A 14,091-nucleotide genomic window follows, 5' to 3' on the forward strand; every position below is an offset into this window, starting at 1 on the left:
TGGAGACACTGCCCGAAAGGGCAGTGTGAATAATCATGACAACTATTCCAAACCATTTAGCCCTTGTGCCTTTTAATGACCGTCAATATGCCGCTGCAAAAGCCATCCTTTTTGTCGAAGATAAAATGCAAAAAGGGCAATACCAAAAACGATTTCCCTATGCGAGCGCGTTAATTCGCATTTTTACGGGGAATAAAGGGTCAATAACCGCAAAAGATTTGCACTATACATTGGTGTTATCTTTCGATGATAAACGTGAAATGCCGTCAAAAAATCGCTATCTTGCCGCCCTTGATACGTTTATTCAGTCTCGTGGTTATATTTGTCCGTTGCCGTTATGTGATCATCATGTGCGAGATTTTTTTCCTGAGCTGGATTACCGCGACCGTGAACGGCAGGGGCGTAAAATTCAGTCTCAAGTCCAAGTTGTGAGCCGTGCCCGACAAAAAGCCCAAATAAAAGCGCAGCAACAGTATCAAAATCGATTAGCTCAAGCTGAAATTGAGTTAGCCTTTATTACCCCCAGTGAGTTTAAATCGTGGTACAACCGGTTTAATCATGATGGGATTGAAGAGTATGATTTGATTGAATTGCTTGTAAACTGGACGACGCGATTTAACAATTTAAACTTGCGAAAATACCTTGATTTTGCCCCGTTGTGGTCGGCGCTCTTGGATTTCAATGACGATATCGATACCCGATCATACGGTGAGCAATTACTGGATAATTATGCCATTCCCAATAAATTAATCGGTTAAAAGGGTGTTGACGATGAATGAATGGAATGTGGTTTTACTCGAAACTGAAGACAGTTTGGTGCTAATGATGCGCGGTGAGCACACAAAAGAAACGGTCGTTAATTCAGCAATTGCCGCGAATGAAATTTCACAGAGTGACCGCGAAACGTGGTTAGCCTGTGAAGATATCAACGTGGGCTATTACAAGGCGGTGCCTAGAGAAGGGTATGCCACCTATTATTATCCTGTCAGTCAGGACGTTAAAGGGGCGTTTTTAGCAACCAGTCTTGTGCTATTTTAAGGTTGAGAGCCAATTAGTGAGTTGATGATGCAATTAAAAAGCAAACAAACACAATGTGTTCATTGTTATTACAATGGCACCTTTTTATCTGCTGCATAATACTTCGGGTCAGGTGGGTGTTAATGATGCCTTTAATGGCGAGATGACGGATAACAGTACACAGTTGGATGGTATGCGATTAACCTCCCTGAAAACTGTCTATTGTGGGGAGTGTCATCGACCTTTATGAACCGTTGAAGAACGAAAGCAATAAAGGGCTGTTCGGGTAAACCCGAACAGCCCTTTATCTCTCAAAAAACGAGGATAACCCGCTAGTCTTTGCGTTTGAGATCCGTGGGGTTTGTTAAAAAAAATGAGATTTTACTGAGGTTGCGATTGCGTATCGTTATTTTTATTTGTAAAAACAATGAGATGAAGATTTTTGACAAAAATTTAAATCAAAATTCATTTATCAAAAAAATACAATAACCCCTTATGGGTTCCTACGGCAGCTCGACTTCTTCGAGCTGTCGCCTACACTTCAACGCCATTCGTAAAACGAATGGGTTTCCGCAGAGCCGCAAGCGTCTCTGTCCTTCGGATAGCAAGCGAAACCTAACTGCACGGCATTTCGTGCTTCGCACGGCCGTTAAAGACGCCACGCGTTGCGTGTCGGCCGATTGCCTCCTCACCCGACGGTTATTTTCTTACTATCAGCCCATTCGCTAGGGCTATTGATTACGCCCTTAAGCTCAAGAACTTGCAAGGGTTCGCTTCGCCGCGTTGCGCCCCTGCAAAACCTTTCCCTTGAGGGCTTCATCGCCCTTGCCGCGACTGAACTGACAGTAAGATGAATTAACACTTTCAAAGAGAACTACGAGGCCATCGGTAAACGTCAACACCGCCACGCCAAAACCTCCAGAAAGATGAGTTAAAAGCCAAAAACAAGGAGTATCAACATGAATTATCAAATTTTTATTGCGGAAACCCATAAGAAAAATGTGACAGGGCAAACGGATGACGTTTATCACTTCAATTCCATTGCTGAATTCTTCACTTTTCTGAAAAAAACGAAATTCGCGGAAAAAATGAACATGAATTACCAATATGCCTTAACCGATGGAACAAAAAACACCGATTTAACTTACCGCGAAATTGAAAGCGCCAACCACCTTAAACCGTTTAAAAAACAGGTTCGCCAATACCGTTAAAGCGACCTATTGAATAGCGCGAAATCGTAACGCGCTATTCAATATCGAGCCAGTTCGATATTGAACCAACCACTAAATCATAAAAGGAGAAACAGTATGTATCACGCATTAGAGCAGTACGAAACAGACAGTTACCAAGAAACCCAAAGCGCGGAAATGATGTATTGGATAGGACGTGAACAAGCGGCTAAAACTGCCCCGACAGAAATCACCTTAATGCAATTTATGGATGCATTATCCGTTATGCCCCCGTTGGATTGGCAAGGCAATAACAATACTGAGTCCTTTAAATTGCAAGAGATGTTTTTGGGGAACGTGACTGACATTTTTGTCAAAGTGGACGGGCGCTATTTCACGTTTAGGGATGTATCAACGTTATCTCACGCGCAAATTATTTCGCGTGTGCGTTGTGCTGGATTACTAGCGCAACAATGAAAAAAGCAGGCTTGCGCCTGCTTAATCCGTGCCTTGAGCGACTTTAGCGTAGGAACTCAAGGTATTCACCCAATCAAAGGAGTAAATCCGATGAATACAAATATCATGGCATACGCTGCCAACCCTGTAAAGCCCCAAATGCCCGTTGCGTCAAAACGTCGGGTCATGCGTCACGATATCGCGATTAGTGATATTGAGCCTACCTATCGGGCAATGGCGCGACATATCGACAAACAGCTTAAACGCAAACAGCCCGTTCGCATCCCTGCAATGAATAACCATTGTTTGGGGCAACTCTTGCGCTGTTTGGAACTGCGTAAATCGTGGATTTAAGTTAACTCACTGCCCCTTTTCAGGGGCAGTTTTGGAGCGTCGATATGTCACAATTGAGTTTTTTTGATGTAGATTTAAGCCAACCTGTAAAAACCCCCAGTCCTATCATTTCAGGCTCACCCAATAAGATAGACACAAAGACAGACAAAACAGTCGAAAAAGCAACCCTAACAACTAGCACCAAGTCAAAGCGAGATTTTCACACCGAGTTTATTCAATTGTTTAATCAAACGGCACGTTATCACAGTCGCTTAGACGTGTTTCGGGATTTTATTCATGTTGCCGCGATTTCATTAGAAAACAGCGTGAAACAGTGTCCTGAGTTGGAGCAAACTTACTTTAACGTGATTGCGCGTTATGAAAGAGCCGATTTAGATGTGTTCGCCAAATTAATGGCAATTTGTGTTAATGCCTTAGACCAGCAAGCCACCGATTTTTTAGGGGCGGTGTTTATGTCCCTTGAGTTAGGCGAAGGGGCATGGGGGCAATTTTTTACCCCATTTCATATCAGCCAGCTAATGGCAAATCTTATCATCGGTGATTGCAGCACTATAATTGAAAAAAATGGCTATATCAGCGTGTCCGAGCCAACGTGCGGGGCGGGCGGAATGGTGATTGCCTGTGCCAATTCTGTGTTACAACAAGGTTACAACCCACAAATGCAAATGATCGCAGTGTGTACCGATATTGATGAGGTTGCCGCCCGAATGTGCTACGTCCAATTGGCATTATTGGGAATCCCTGCCATTGTGAATATTGGTAACAGTTTAACGCTGGACGTTCGTCAAACGCTATATACCCCGATGTTAATGTTAAATTCATTTCGCTTTAAATCCTTTTTAACAGCCTAATTCACGTTATTTCAAGGGGATTTATTCCCCTTTTTTGCGCATCGGCTTAATCCTGGCATCGAGCCAGGCTCAATCCGACAACGTCAACCCCTGCGCCTTTTTACGCTGACGCGTGGCGCAAAGGACAGGGATGCAAGCTCCCTGCGGGAGCTGCCCCTGATAAACCGCTTAACGTTGTTAAGCTCAAAGGACGCCTTGCGGTTCGATTCTCTCGCCGCAAGTCGGGTTGTGTCATTTTCAGCTACTGTGTTGTTAATCTTTCGCCAAGCCCCTCCGCTCGGGCTTAAACATAGACTCAACTCGTCATCCAGCAAGCGTAAAGTGCACTCCAGCAAAATTCTTGTCGCTGCGCTTTCCAACAATTTTGCTTCCGCCCTTGCTTCCTTCCTCGTTTCGACTATGTACGGCCTTTGCAGCGAAGGAACTCAACGAAAGAAATCATTAACCCAAAGGAGACACTAAAATGACTCAACAACAAAACCTTGCAGCTCAAGAATCTAACGAAAGAAATGGAAAAGACCAAATCGTTATCACGACAATTGAGGTGAAGAATGCTCAAGCTCGTTTAAAATTTTTACCTTCAAAATTAGGGCGGTACTGTATTGCCTTTGAAAATGCAATCTATAACTGGATGACTCGGAACGCCGTAGCCTATAACGGCGGTTATTGGGATTTTTATACGTTGTCGAATGGCGGTTTTTATCTGCAACCGACAAAAGGCTATATGCTCACTTCACCGAATGGATTTATGGACGATGTAAGTGCTCAAGAAGCAGGAATTATTGTCACTTTAATGATGTTAAGTCATTTTTCATTTGTGACCTATGAAAAAGAGCATCACGAAGATTGTGAGCGTATTTCTGCTTATTTTCATCAATTACGGGATTTTATTTTCACATTATCCCCTGAATCACAAACCAAAATATTAAACGCCATTGATTAAGTCTATCACGCGCAAGTCTTAGGCTTGCGCTTAATTGAACACCATCAATCAATAAATCAGAAAAAGGTAAATGAATATGGAACAGCAAACATTATTATCGGTTGGTCAAGTGGTTTACACTAATTTATATAATCTCGGCAAGGGGGTTATTGTTAATATTCATGGCGAGCAAAAACCACAAAGTATAAAGAATATGTATAATGTTATGGTCACAGGGGGCAATGCGGAATTTGATATCGTATTCTTTAATGGGAATAAATCAAATCGTTTACCGGAAAGTATTTTCCACGGCGTACAATGGAAAATTGAAAATGAAACGGTTGAACAAGAAACCATTAAATCATTAATTGAAAAAGCTGAGGCACATGAACAAGCAGAAAAAGCCGAAGAAGAACGAAAGATAAATGAATTTAAACAAGGTGTCGAATTCCAAAAAAACAACACAGAATATTCACACTTAACACAGATAACCTCTAATTCAGATAAGAAAGTCAAAATAGTCGGTAAAAATATCCGTGCTGAGTTAAAAAAACATTTTCCAAAAACAAAATTTTCAGTACGTAAACAGTATTACAGTTCTTATCATGTAAATTGGACAGATGGTCCGACAGTGGAGGAAGTCGAATCTATAATCAATAAATATGAAACATCGCGTTTTGATAGTTATACCGATTATCATTATAGTGAAACATCACCTTTTAACGTAGTTTATGGTGGTGCTGATTATGTTTTTACACATCGGGATTACAGTGATGAAATAATCGCATTGGCTATCAAATCATTGATTGATAAATATGGCGAGTCTTATGAGTTTGATACCGCGCTAATGACGGTTGAAAATTATCATCAAGGAATATTATACAAAATAGGACGAGAACAAATTATTGGGAATGATGGGATAGGTGGAGAAATTGGTCGAGTATTAAGAAAAAACAGTTATTAAAGAAAGCGCGCCTAAAGGCGCGTTTCTCGTTTTAATACTAAACCACATGCATTACTTAATATTAAACGTGATTATAGCGTTAAAAATAGAAAGTAAAAGGAGTAAGTTTAGTTATTTTTTTTAATGTTAAGATAAATGTGATAGACCTCAAGCGCATATTGATTTCTTTTTTGTTCTTGAGCCTCGGATTTTTTTAACCCTGCATTATAAGCCCCCACACCTTTCCAAATATCCCCTTGTATGCGAATAAATTTCGCGAGATAAAATGCACCCGTATAAATATTCATGCATGGGTCTTGCCTTAAATGATTTTCTGTAATGCCATACTGGGCTAATTCATTAAAATTTTGTGAATGAATTTGCATTAATCCAATCGCGTATCGTGTCGATGATGCTTGATTAATTGCATTCGGTTGGAATGAACTTTCACGAAAGGCAACCGCGCGTAATAAATCAGGGTCAATTTGATAATCTTTTCCTGCTTTATCATAGCAATCAAACGAAAATGAAAAAGGTGAGAAAATTAACGCAATGAGAATACAGATCATTCGCATATAAACCCCATAAAATAATAAATACGCTTAACTCAGAATCGCCCATTTTAATTAAAAAATAAAGCACCATTTAAATGCAAGCCAAAAGAAAGGAGGAGCAATAAATACGCTCCTCTGAAAGAAAGACATCACACCCCACGCAAAATTTCATTTTGCAAGAATTTATCATTAAATCAGGGTGTTAATTAAAAATAAAGCGGTGAAAATTTTAAAAATCTTAGTGTTAAGCCCATTACTAGCCCACCAATAGCGTCTATATGTGGGCTAAATAGATGCACTCTGTGTGTATTGCTAATAATATCAAATATATACAATTTTTCACTAAAATTAGTGGGCTAATGGTGGTCTATTGTAATATACTGTTTATATGTCATTTATTTTTCATGATTGTATTTGGTGGGCTATTTGTGGGCTGTGTGTTAATTGACCGTAGCCCACAAATAGAGGCTAGTAAAAACTAAGGAAATAAAAGAATGCCACGTCAACATATATATATGAAGCAAAAAACGTTAGATGGAATTCGTAATATTGTGGATAAACGAAAAAACGATGGTGCTGATGCAAACATTTCCAGTGTTGGCTCTGAATTACTGGATATTGGATTGCGCGTTGTTGAGAACTTAGAAAAAGACAAAGAAGGGGATGATGGTTTATCTTTAGAGGAGCGTTATAAAAAACAATTATTGGAAGAGGTGACTAAATCACGTCAATGTATTCAAATTTTATTCAAAATGATGTTTGATTTAGAAGAAATAAAAAATGATAATCGATATAACTATCGAGAATATATTGAAGATTTTAAAAACAGAACTCAATCAATATTAGATGAGTATTTTCCTGATAGCAATTAAAAAATGGTAATGTAAGAGCGAATATAAGGATAACTTAAAATAGCTTATTTACATTACGTGAATCTAATCAAATAGCGAGTAAAATAGGATATATTTTTATTAAAATAAAAATATATTAATTGATTTAATTATTACTAACATGGTATATTTAGAATAAATAGAATCACCCAATAATCGAGTTACAGCTCGATTATTGGGCTAATCAAATAACCCCACAGTTAAGGACGGTTAAATGACTACCTTCAATAATATTGATCCGCAATGTGGATCTCAAGTGATTTTTGATATCATTTATCAATTTAATGATAAACGTCTCTTTTATATCCGTAATAGCCAACATGATATCACTCATGTCAGTGATGATTTCTGTCAGATGGTTAATATTCCATCAAAATCACCTCTTCTTTTGAAAAACTTTCCCAAATTAAAAAAATTAGAGGCTTTGGAGAAACAAGTGATCACTAACAAAAACAGCAAATCACTTTTTTTCGCCTATAAGCTTAAATCTGAATTTTATTATCTTTTTTATGTTCATATTAAATGTATATCATTTAATGATAAAAACTACACAATAACAACTTTCAGCAAGTTTAGTGATTTCTTTAGCCATGAAACTATTTTTAACACAATTAATATTGCTGATGGTTTTTTTGTTGATGATGGTTTCCCAATTGACAATTATAATAATATTAATCCTGTTTCTTTAACTGTGAATAATGAAACAAAGAAAGAAGAGAGAATATCTTGGCATATTATTTGGCTTTTTTTAACAGGAAAGTCTATTAGATGGATTGCCGAGTTTAGCCATTTAAATAAAAAACAAGTTGAAAACTCATTAAATAAATATTACACCAATTCAGGAGTTTTAAATCAAAAAAATTTGCGAGCAATAGCCAGGAAATATGGATGGTGTAATTATATTGATAAAAATACGGTAGAACTTATTAATTTTCGCTTAAGTGAAGATGGAAAGATTTTAATATAGAAAAAGTTAGATTTAAATATTTTATTTTTAATTATTTATGGTTTTATATGCTTTTTAGGGGTGTTTTTGTGAATATCATCACAATCACCCCCCTTTATTTGGGACAGCTGTCCCAAGACATTGATTTTTATTTGTGTAATATAAATTCAGTCCAAAGGGATGGGTAAGGATATGAATGCAAACAAACATAAAAAGATTAGTGTTGATATTAGTTTAGTAACAGAAGAATGGTTAGTTAAAGCAATTGAATTATCTGGAAGAACTAAAAAAGAAGAAATTAGGATACGTCTTGCTCATAGCTTAAAAAACATTGAAAAAATAGATGATAATTATTGGGAAATAATCTCAGCCTAATTTTTTTTGATTATATAAACTGTTAAATAAAAAGACAGCGGGAAGACTTTGCCATTAAAAATGGATTTGTCGGGCTGGGGCGGTAGCGCATTTAAATTAAATGAATTTTTATCTCGCTTTATTTCTTTGAGATTAACGAAGGAATAAAGCGAGCTAAAAGCTCAGAAGTTATTCGAAACTCTTTAGGAGTTTATTTTGAAAATACTGAAATATCTATTAACAAGGAAAACGTATGAGTCAAATTGCTATTGAATCACCGGTAACAAAAAGAAAAGGTATTTTTGCACGAGCTTGGAATTCACTGAATTCTAAAGTCGCTAAATCGCTGTATAAATATGTTGCTTCACCATTACTCTTATGGATGGCCGCACGTGGCTTCGCACAAGCCGCCGATTTAGCGGCCGCAGGGGCAGAGGATGCAGGCGATACCTTCGGTGAAGGGTCATCGGTGATGTACTACATCATGATCGGTGAAGCGGTGTTGGTATTCTTAGCCTTTATGCGAGCACAAAACCCCGCGTTACTCCTGCTCATTCCTGTTTTCATTGTGGGAACTAAAATCGTCTTTGGTTTAATCGAAGCACCATCAACAGGCGGTTAATGGATTAGGAGTTGGATGATGGAAAACGAACGTGCCCAGCGATTCATTTTCCCTCAGACGTTAACCGAGCAAGGCGGTATTCTTCCATTACCCAATGATGAAACCGCCGTTCTACTAGGCCCCATGTTATGGGGCTTTTATGACGGACATTACATGACTGGCCTTGTGGTTGGTACGTTGCTCTGGTATGCCCTGAGGTACTTCAAAAAAGGGCGGGGAAGTCAGTGGTTACTCAATGCCTGTTATTGGTACTTACCCGCTTACTGCTTTAAAAGCATTTATAAATCTCTCCCTGACTCTGCGTTCAGACTTTATTTAAAATAGGAAGGAGGCTGCCATGAAACTGAGCGCAGCTAAATCCGCCACGAAATACACCTCGTTATTGTTTATTACACTGACCTTTATGTTAGGCCTCAGTTTGACAGGTAATATTTTCGCGTGGCTGAGATTAGATGATTTACTCAATAGTCGACAAGAAACGTATATCCCGATGTTTTTTGATACCCCATTTACCTTAACGCGCTCGCATGCGGATGCGAACTACCTTGAATCCGTCGCACAGTCGTTACTTTTTTTACGCTATAACGTCAGTCCGGAATCAGTGAAAGCAAACCATCAATCGTTATTACGGTATGTAGCCAAAGAGGCGCGACCTGAAATGCAAGATGTGTTGGCGGTCGAAGCCAAAGAAATCATCAATAACAACGTCACCTCGGCATTTTACATGACCAAAATGGAAGTCTATCCCGCTGACGGCATTATTGATATTCAAGGTGAGCTAAAAACGTGGATAGGTAAGCGCGAATCGTTACCTGAACATAAAAAATTACGGTTGCATATCAAGTATGTCAATGGAATTAGTGAAGTGATCAGCTTTGAGGACATTATTGATGAAGAAAAAAAGTAATCCGATAAAGCTTCTCTGTTTAGCGTTAGCATTTTGTGGTTTTGTCTCGACAGTGCGTGCCGAACCAACAGCGCAGTTGCCAACCCAAATTCCGGTGTCTCCGGATTCACAAGTGAAGGTGGCTTTTAGCAACAGTGAACCGAATATGTTGGTTGTGCCAGGTGACAGAATTGTGGCCATCGACAGTGCTCAAGGCATGTTTATCAATGGCAATCAAAAAGGGGCAACAGGTGTTGCGAATGGGGGCGTGGTATTAATGACCGCGCAAACTAAGCCCTTTACGTTTTACGTCAGAACGGCAGGGGGCTTAACGGTGTCGGTTGTGGCTGTTCCGCAAAAGCGTGATGGTCGCGTGTTGCAGTTTATCTCCAATCAACCGGCACAAAGTGCCGTCGCTAAACGTTGGGAGAGGGCTTTACCGTATCCACGTGTCTTGGTTGAAATTCACAAAGCGTTACTGAACCAACAAACGCCGAATGGGTTTATTCCTGCGCCTGTGACGGCTTTACCGTCATTCGCATTACCGTCAGCCTATCGGGTGACAGCAAACAAAATGTGGAATGGGGGAGAGCTACGGGTATACCAACTGGATGTGATGAACACCAGCGCCGTCTCACAACCGCTAAGTGAGCGGTTGTTCAATCAGCACAATGTCCGCTCTGTGGTTATCTATCCCTATAGCGATACTGTGTTGGCGGGTGCCACAGCAACGGTCTGGTTAACCGTTAGTAATGAGGTTGAAAATGGCAAATATTAATGTTCGTGCAAAGCGAAAACAAACGGCTCTGTTTGTGTTATTGGCCTTGGGATTAACGGGGATTGGTGGCGCAGCTTGGTACATGAGCTTACCTTCGAAGCCAAAAGCGGCCGCAAAACAATCGCGGCCTGCCCCCAATATGACAGGCGTCGTGACATCATCCTTTGATAAGAATGTGGGAAAATCGGCGATGGCCGATTTGCAATCCACGGCCTCTCAAATGGATAAGCAAATGAAGCAAGTGAACGCCCGTATTGCGAAACTGGAACAAGAAAACCGTGCGTATCGCGATAAAATTACTGAGCAGGATAAAGAATTAACTGCCTTAGGTGAAGAACTCACGAAAATGGGAAACGATTTCATACACGGTAATAGCAATAACGGTTTGCCACAACCGCAGCAACTGCCCGTAGGAACACTACCCACACCGAATGCACAAGCCAGTCAGCCAATCATTCCGCCGCCAACGGCATTTTATCAAGGGGGGCAATATCCAGTCGGGCAACCACAAATTAATGTGAATCCCGTACTAAAACAAGGTTTATCCTCGATGACGATTGAGTATGAGGATGAGCAGGAAAACACCGATTTACCGGATTTGCCCTACATCCCATCAGGCAGTTTTGCCAAAGCGATGGTGATTGAAGGGGCTGATGCGAATGCGTCTGTGACGGGAAACAGTAATCCCTCTCCAATGCAATTTCGGTTAACGGGTAAACTGATTATGCCGAATAACGAAGAGTATGATTTAAGTGGTTGTGCCGTTACCGCTGGGGTGTATGGCGATATTTCCAGTGAACGCGGATTGGTGCGTACCGACCGACTGTCTTGCAAACTGTTTGGTCATACCATCGATATGCCCTTTAAAGGCCACGTCTCTTTTATGGGGAAAAATGGGATTAAAGGCGAGCCGGTCATCCGAAATGGTGAGTTAGTCGGCTACGCCTTTGGCGGTGGCTTTCTTGAAGCGGTCGGTTCCGGTTTTTCAAAAGTGGGTGATAAAACGGTGGGTATTGGTGCCAGTAGCACAACCACGATGGCCGATGTGGCACGCGGTGGTGTCGGTGGCGGTGTACAGCAATCCGGAAAAATGTTGTCGGAATATTTCATTAAACGTGCTGAGCAATACCATCCGGTTATTCCCATCGGGGCAGGCATTGAAATTACGGTGGTGTTCCAGGAAGGTTTTCAGTTGAAGTTTATTGAACAAATGAAGAAAGCCAAATCGCAAAAACAAGCGGGGAACTCGCTGGAAAACTCCATTAATCAAGGTATCACCGTTTCAAAACAAGCATTAGAGCGGATTTCTTTAGGGGATGCCGTCCCCGCTGAGACTATCCCACAGTAACCGAAGTCCTTTCAGTATTTATTCTTAATTTTCATTGTCATCATTCAGGTACAGCCCAATGCAAAACCGAATTCGTCAGCTAAAAAAGCGGATGCGTTTGAGTTCGTTACTTATGACGCTCATTACGATTTCTCCGGCCGCGTTATTTGTTTCCCATCATGTGAGTTGGGACTCGGTCATCTTTTTAGCGATTTACAGCGGGTTAAGTGTTTGGGTTGTACAAATCCTGAGTGCTGACCATCAACTAAAGTGAGTCATCATGGAAAAGTGGTATTTATTATATTGTAAACGTGACCAGGTTTTACGCGCGATTGAGCACCTTGAGCGTCAAGGGGTGACTGTACATAACCCAACCTACAAAACTGAGAAAATGGTGAGGAATCGCCGTAAGAAAGTGATGGAGCCGTTATTTCCCAATTATTTATTTGTGAAGTTTGATTATGAAGTCATTCACTTTTCGACGATTGGCTCGACACGTGGCGTGAACTACTTTGTCCGCTTTGGTCAGAACCCCGTGGTTGTACCTAATGAAGTGATTGCGACACTGGTTGTACCTGATTTCGTGAAAGAGATGAGTGATAACTTACCGCAAAAAGGGGATGAAGTCGTCATTACGGACGGTATTTTTGTGGGTATTCAAGCGATTTATAACGAACCCGATGGGGAAGCACGTTCGGTATTACTTCTTAAAATCCTCAACAAAGAAGTTCCCAAAGTCGTCGATAACCGCAGCTTTGAAACCATTAAATAACAGGCTAAGGGGGCAGGTAGTAATGGAATCAATGACTTTTCCGATACTTGTGATTGCCATTATATTCTTAGGGTTAGCACTAAATGGGGCTATCCGTGCAGGTGAAGCTAAATTTGGAATACCCCTAAAATCAGTGTAATACCCGAACAATGCGAAGAGAAGGATTAAATTCATTTCAGCCATCGGGTTCGTTTTCTCAAATTATCAACAGGATTAATAATGGATATACAGTTTAAAGATTTTACGATAGATGGGGTTATTATTTCTAATTTAAAAAGTGTTAGGCGTGACCGACGGCTAATGAATGATGAAATGAACCAATGGCTAAATGAAAATAATATAACCGATATCATTAATATCGAATCCTTGGAATATGAGGTCCCTCCAACTATTGGAAGCCTTGGTGGTGTTAAATTTCACGGGTTTAGGCTTTGGTATAAAATCATCAAGTAACGTCTTTCGTTTAAATTCAAATTCCTAGAAACTCACTTGTCTCAAAAAGTACATGATTATCCGTTAATTAACCGTATTTAATTAAATGGTTATGAATAAAAATATTTTTATTCGTCACTGAATAAGCGGCGACACAAATTCATCGTTATTTCTCCACAAAACACTTCTTTTTGTCATTCATTTATAAGGTTCATTTTATGAAAAAATTCCTAATTCTAGGCGCATTAACCTTGCTCGCCGGTTGTACAGCGGGCATGAAAGATTCCTTTGATTGTAATGCCACCGCGCAAGATAGCTGCATGACGATGGAAGAAGCCAATCAAAAGGCAGCACAGCAAAATTTCACGTGGAACCATCCTGCTAATGGGGAGGGCATATCCCAAAAGCGAGTCGAACTGCCGCGGTTAGCACCGTTGGCAACCCCGACTGTGCCAGTTGTGACAACCGCGTCTCCAGCTCAGTCTGTTCGTACTGTGGTGCAGGATAATCGCGCTTCTTCACAAAATGTGGGGGCATTAGGTGCATTCAAGCCTTCATCCGCATCCGTTAAAAAATCCGTGCCATCCAATACACTACCCCCCATTCAACACACGGCACAAGCCTGGGCGAGTTGGAGTGATATTGGTATGGCACCGCCTCAACGATTACCGACCACGACGGCTCGCTTATGGATAGCCCCGTGGATAGATGAACAAGATAACCTGTATCAGCCTGCGGTTGTCTCTTTTGTGGTGAAAGATGGTCAGTGGAGAGTCCAGTAAGATGAACGAAAAACCATCCTTAATCGATAAGCTACT

The 14,091-nt window shown here is 40.5% G+C and carries 21 protein-coding genes; 20 read left to right on the forward strand and 1 reads right to left on the reverse strand.

The genetic code is table 11. From position 1 onward, the window contains the following. Positions 1-35 precede the first annotated feature (35 nt). The 8 genes from P3L37_RS21190 to P3L37_RS21225 all read left to right on the forward strand — a co-directional run bounded on the left by P3L37_RS21190 (position 36) and on the right by P3L37_RS21225 (position 5,733). A complete protein-coding gene (locus tag P3L37_RS21190; RefSeq protein ID WP_140172777.1) occupies positions 36-758 on the forward strand; it encodes a plasmid SOS inhibition protein A in 723 nt (240 codons plus the stop codon). A gap of 13 nt (positions 759-771) precedes the next feature. After that, complete coding sequence (locus P3L37_RS21195) at positions 772-1,038, forward strand: hypothetical protein (protein WP_140172776.1); 267 nt, start codon at positions 772-774, stop codon at positions 1,036-1,038. Positions 1,039-1,976: 938 nt separating this feature from the next. Continuing rightward, positions 1,977-2,228, forward strand: coding sequence for a hypothetical protein (locus tag P3L37_RS21200; RefSeq protein ID WP_140172775.1), 252 nt, complete (start codon positions 1,977-1,979; stop codon positions 2,226-2,228). A gap of 96 nt (positions 2,229-2,324) precedes the next feature. Beyond that, a complete protein-coding gene (locus tag P3L37_RS21205) occupies positions 2,325-2,663 on the forward strand; it encodes a hypothetical protein (RefSeq protein ID WP_140172774.1) in 339 nt (112 codons plus the stop codon). A gap of 90 nt (positions 2,664-2,753) precedes the next feature. Beyond that, complete coding sequence (locus P3L37_RS21210; RefSeq protein ID WP_140172773.1) at positions 2,754-2,996, forward strand: hypothetical protein; 243 nt, start codon at positions 2,754-2,756, stop codon at positions 2,994-2,996. A 44-nt stretch (positions 2,997-3,040) separates the two neighbouring features. Beyond that, entirely contained in the window at positions 3,041-3,847 is an 807-nt protein-coding gene (locus P3L37_RS21215; protein WP_257468653.1) for an N-6 DNA methylase, read from the forward strand. Between the two features lie 463 nt (positions 3,848-4,310). Further along, positions 4,311-4,790 carry an antirestriction protein gene (locus P3L37_RS21220; RefSeq protein WP_140172772.1) on the forward strand — a complete coding sequence of 160 codons (480 nt, stop codon included), beginning with the start codon at positions 4,311-4,313 and terminating at the stop codon, positions 4,788-4,790. Positions 4,791-4,866: 76 nt separating this feature from the next. After that, positions 4,867-5,733 (forward strand): LPD29 domain-containing protein, encoded by an 867-nt coding sequence (locus tag P3L37_RS21225; protein ID WP_140172771.1) that lies wholly within the window; start codon positions 4,867-4,869, stop codon positions 5,731-5,733. A gap of 107 nt (positions 5,734-5,840) precedes the next feature. On the opposite strand, the gene P3L37_RS21230 is transcribed toward P3L37_RS21225, so the two are convergent. After that, positions 5,841-6,287: a transglycosylase SLT domain-containing protein gene (locus P3L37_RS21230; protein WP_140172770.1), complete on the reverse strand. Its 447-nt coding sequence runs from the start codon at positions 6,285-6,287 to the stop codon at positions 5,841-5,843. Between the two features lie 473 nt (positions 6,288-6,760). Between P3L37_RS21230 and P3L37_RS21235 the strand changes: the two genes are divergently transcribed. From P3L37_RS21235 to traV, 12 genes are all read left to right on the forward strand, one after another. Next, positions 6,761-7,138 (forward strand): relaxosome protein TraM, encoded by a 378-nt coding sequence (locus P3L37_RS21235; RefSeq protein WP_140172769.1) that lies wholly within the window; start codon positions 6,761-6,763, stop codon positions 7,136-7,138. A gap of 232 nt (positions 7,139-7,370) precedes the next feature. Beyond that, the gene (locus P3L37_RS21240; protein WP_140172768.1) at positions 7,371-8,123 is read left to right on the forward strand and encodes a hypothetical protein; all 753 of its coding nucleotides are present in this window, start codon (positions 7,371-7,373) and stop codon (positions 8,121-8,123) included. Between the two features lie 171 nt (positions 8,124-8,294). Next, the gene (locus P3L37_RS21245) at positions 8,295-8,477 is read left to right on the forward strand and encodes a TraY domain-containing protein (protein ID WP_180359551.1); all 183 of its coding nucleotides are present in this window, start codon (positions 8,295-8,297) and stop codon (positions 8,475-8,477) included. Between the two features lie 232 nt (positions 8,478-8,709). After that, entirely contained in the window at positions 8,710-9,078 is a 369-nt protein-coding gene (locus P3L37_RS21250) for a type IV conjugative transfer system pilin TraA (RefSeq protein WP_140172766.1), read from the forward strand. Positions 9,079-9,096: 18 nt separating this feature from the next. Beyond that, positions 9,097-9,402 (forward strand): type IV conjugative transfer system protein TraL, encoded by a 306-nt coding sequence (gene traL / locus P3L37_RS21255; RefSeq protein WP_140172765.1) that lies wholly within the window; start codon positions 9,097-9,099, stop codon positions 9,400-9,402. Positions 9,403-9,415: 13 nt separating this feature from the next. Continuing rightward, entirely contained in the window at positions 9,416-9,985 is a 570-nt protein-coding gene (traE, locus tag P3L37_RS21260; RefSeq protein ID WP_140172764.1) for a type IV conjugative transfer system protein TraE, read from the forward strand. Further along, positions 9,969-10,742: a type-F conjugative transfer system secretin TraK gene (locus tag P3L37_RS21265; protein WP_109913044.1), complete on the forward strand. Its 774-nt coding sequence runs from the start codon at positions 9,969-9,971 to the stop codon at positions 10,740-10,742. Before traE ends, P3L37_RS21265 begins: the two co-directional genes overlap by 17 nt. Continuing rightward, positions 10,729-12,090: a TrbI/VirB10 family protein gene (locus P3L37_RS21270; RefSeq protein WP_140172763.1), complete on the forward strand. Its 1,362-nt coding sequence runs from the start codon at positions 10,729-10,731 to the stop codon at positions 12,088-12,090. The genes P3L37_RS21265 and P3L37_RS21270 overlap by 14 nt, the downstream gene beginning before the upstream one ends. A 58-nt stretch (positions 12,091-12,148) precedes the next feature. Continuing rightward, on the forward strand, positions 12,149-12,343 hold the full coding sequence (locus P3L37_RS21275; RefSeq protein ID WP_140172762.1) for a hypothetical protein: 195 nt from the start codon (positions 12,149-12,151) through the stop codon (positions 12,341-12,343). A gap of 6 nt (positions 12,344-12,349) precedes the next feature. Continuing rightward, positions 12,350-12,841 (forward strand): transcription/translation regulatory transformer protein RfaH, encoded by a 492-nt coding sequence (rfaH, locus tag P3L37_RS21280; RefSeq protein WP_140172761.1) that lies wholly within the window; start codon positions 12,350-12,352, stop codon positions 12,839-12,841. Between the two features lie 219 nt (positions 12,842-13,060). Beyond that, positions 13,061-13,294 (forward strand): hypothetical protein, encoded by a 234-nt coding sequence (locus tag P3L37_RS21285; RefSeq protein WP_140172760.1) that lies wholly within the window; start codon positions 13,061-13,063, stop codon positions 13,292-13,294. 197 nt (positions 13,295-13,491) lie between these two features. Further along, complete coding sequence (gene traV / locus P3L37_RS21290; RefSeq protein WP_140172759.1) at positions 13,492-14,055, forward strand: type IV conjugative transfer system lipoprotein TraV; 564 nt, start codon at positions 13,492-13,494, stop codon at positions 14,053-14,055. Positions 14,056-14,091: the final 36 nt, after the last annotated feature.

Origin of the sequence: Providencia sp. PROV114 (assembly GCF_032704305.1) — a bacterium.
Lineage (GTDB): Bacteria > Pseudomonadota > Gammaproteobacteria > Enterobacterales > Enterobacteriaceae > Providencia > Providencia rettgeri.

Coding starts and splice junctions, on each gene's coding strand:
- P3L37_RS21190 (WP_140172777.1), top strand. CDS start 36: ATGACAACTATTCCAAACCATTTAGCCCTTGTGCCTTTTAATGACCGT.
- P3L37_RS21195 (WP_140172776.1), top strand. CDS start 772: ATGAATGAATGGAATGTGGTTTTACTCGAAACTGAAGACAGTTTGGTG.
- traV (WP_140172759.1), top strand. CDS start 13,492: ATGAAAAAATTCCTAATTCTAGGCGCATTAACCTTGCTCGCCGGTTGT.
- P3L37_RS21245 (WP_180359551.1), top strand. CDS start 8,295: ATGAATGCAAACAAACATAAAAAGATTAGTGTTGATATTAGTTTAGTA.
- P3L37_RS21285 (WP_140172760.1), top strand. CDS start 13,061: ATGGATATACAGTTTAAAGATTTTACGATAGATGGGGTTATTATTTCT.
- rfaH (WP_140172761.1), top strand. CDS start 12,350: ATGGAAAAGTGGTATTTATTATATTGTAAACGTGACCAGGTTTTACGC.
- P3L37_RS21225 (WP_140172771.1), top strand. CDS start 4,867: ATGGAACAGCAAACATTATTATCGGTTGGTCAAGTGGTTTACACTAAT.
- traL (WP_140172765.1), top strand. CDS start 9,097: ATGGAAAACGAACGTGCCCAGCGATTCATTTTCCCTCAGACGTTAACC.
- P3L37_RS21265 (WP_109913044.1), top strand. CDS start 9,969: ATGAAGAAAAAAAGTAATCCGATAAAGCTTCTCTGTTTAGCGTTAGCA.
- P3L37_RS21250 (WP_140172766.1), top strand. CDS start 8,710: ATGAGTCAAATTGCTATTGAATCACCGGTAACAAAAAGAAAAGGTATT.
- P3L37_RS21275 (WP_140172762.1), top strand. CDS start 12,149: ATGCAAAACCGAATTCGTCAGCTAAAAAAGCGGATGCGTTTGAGTTCG.
- P3L37_RS21230 (WP_140172770.1), bottom strand. CDS start 6,287: ATGCGAATGATCTGTATTCTCATTGCGTTAATTTTCTCACCTTTTTCA.
- P3L37_RS21270 (WP_140172763.1), top strand. CDS start 10,729: ATGGCAAATATTAATGTTCGTGCAAAGCGAAAACAAACGGCTCTGTTT.
- P3L37_RS21235 (WP_140172769.1), top strand. CDS start 6,761: ATGCCACGTCAACATATATATATGAAGCAAAAAACGTTAGATGGAATT.
- P3L37_RS21200 (WP_140172775.1), top strand. CDS start 1,977: ATGAATTATCAAATTTTTATTGCGGAAACCCATAAGAAAAATGTGACA.
- P3L37_RS21215 (WP_257468653.1), top strand. CDS start 3,041: ATGTCACAATTGAGTTTTTTTGATGTAGATTTAAGCCAACCTGTAAAA.
- P3L37_RS21210 (WP_140172773.1), top strand. CDS start 2,754: ATGAATACAAATATCATGGCATACGCTGCCAACCCTGTAAAGCCCCAA.
- traE (WP_140172764.1), top strand. CDS start 9,416: ATGAAACTGAGCGCAGCTAAATCCGCCACGAAATACACCTCGTTATTG.
- P3L37_RS21240 (WP_140172768.1), top strand. CDS start 7,371: ATGACTACCTTCAATAATATTGATCCGCAATGTGGATCTCAAGTGATT.
- P3L37_RS21220 (WP_140172772.1), top strand. CDS start 4,311: ATGACTCAACAACAAAACCTTGCAGCTCAAGAATCTAACGAAAGAAAT.
- P3L37_RS21205 (WP_140172774.1), top strand. CDS start 2,325: ATGTATCACGCATTAGAGCAGTACGAAACAGACAGTTACCAAGAAACC.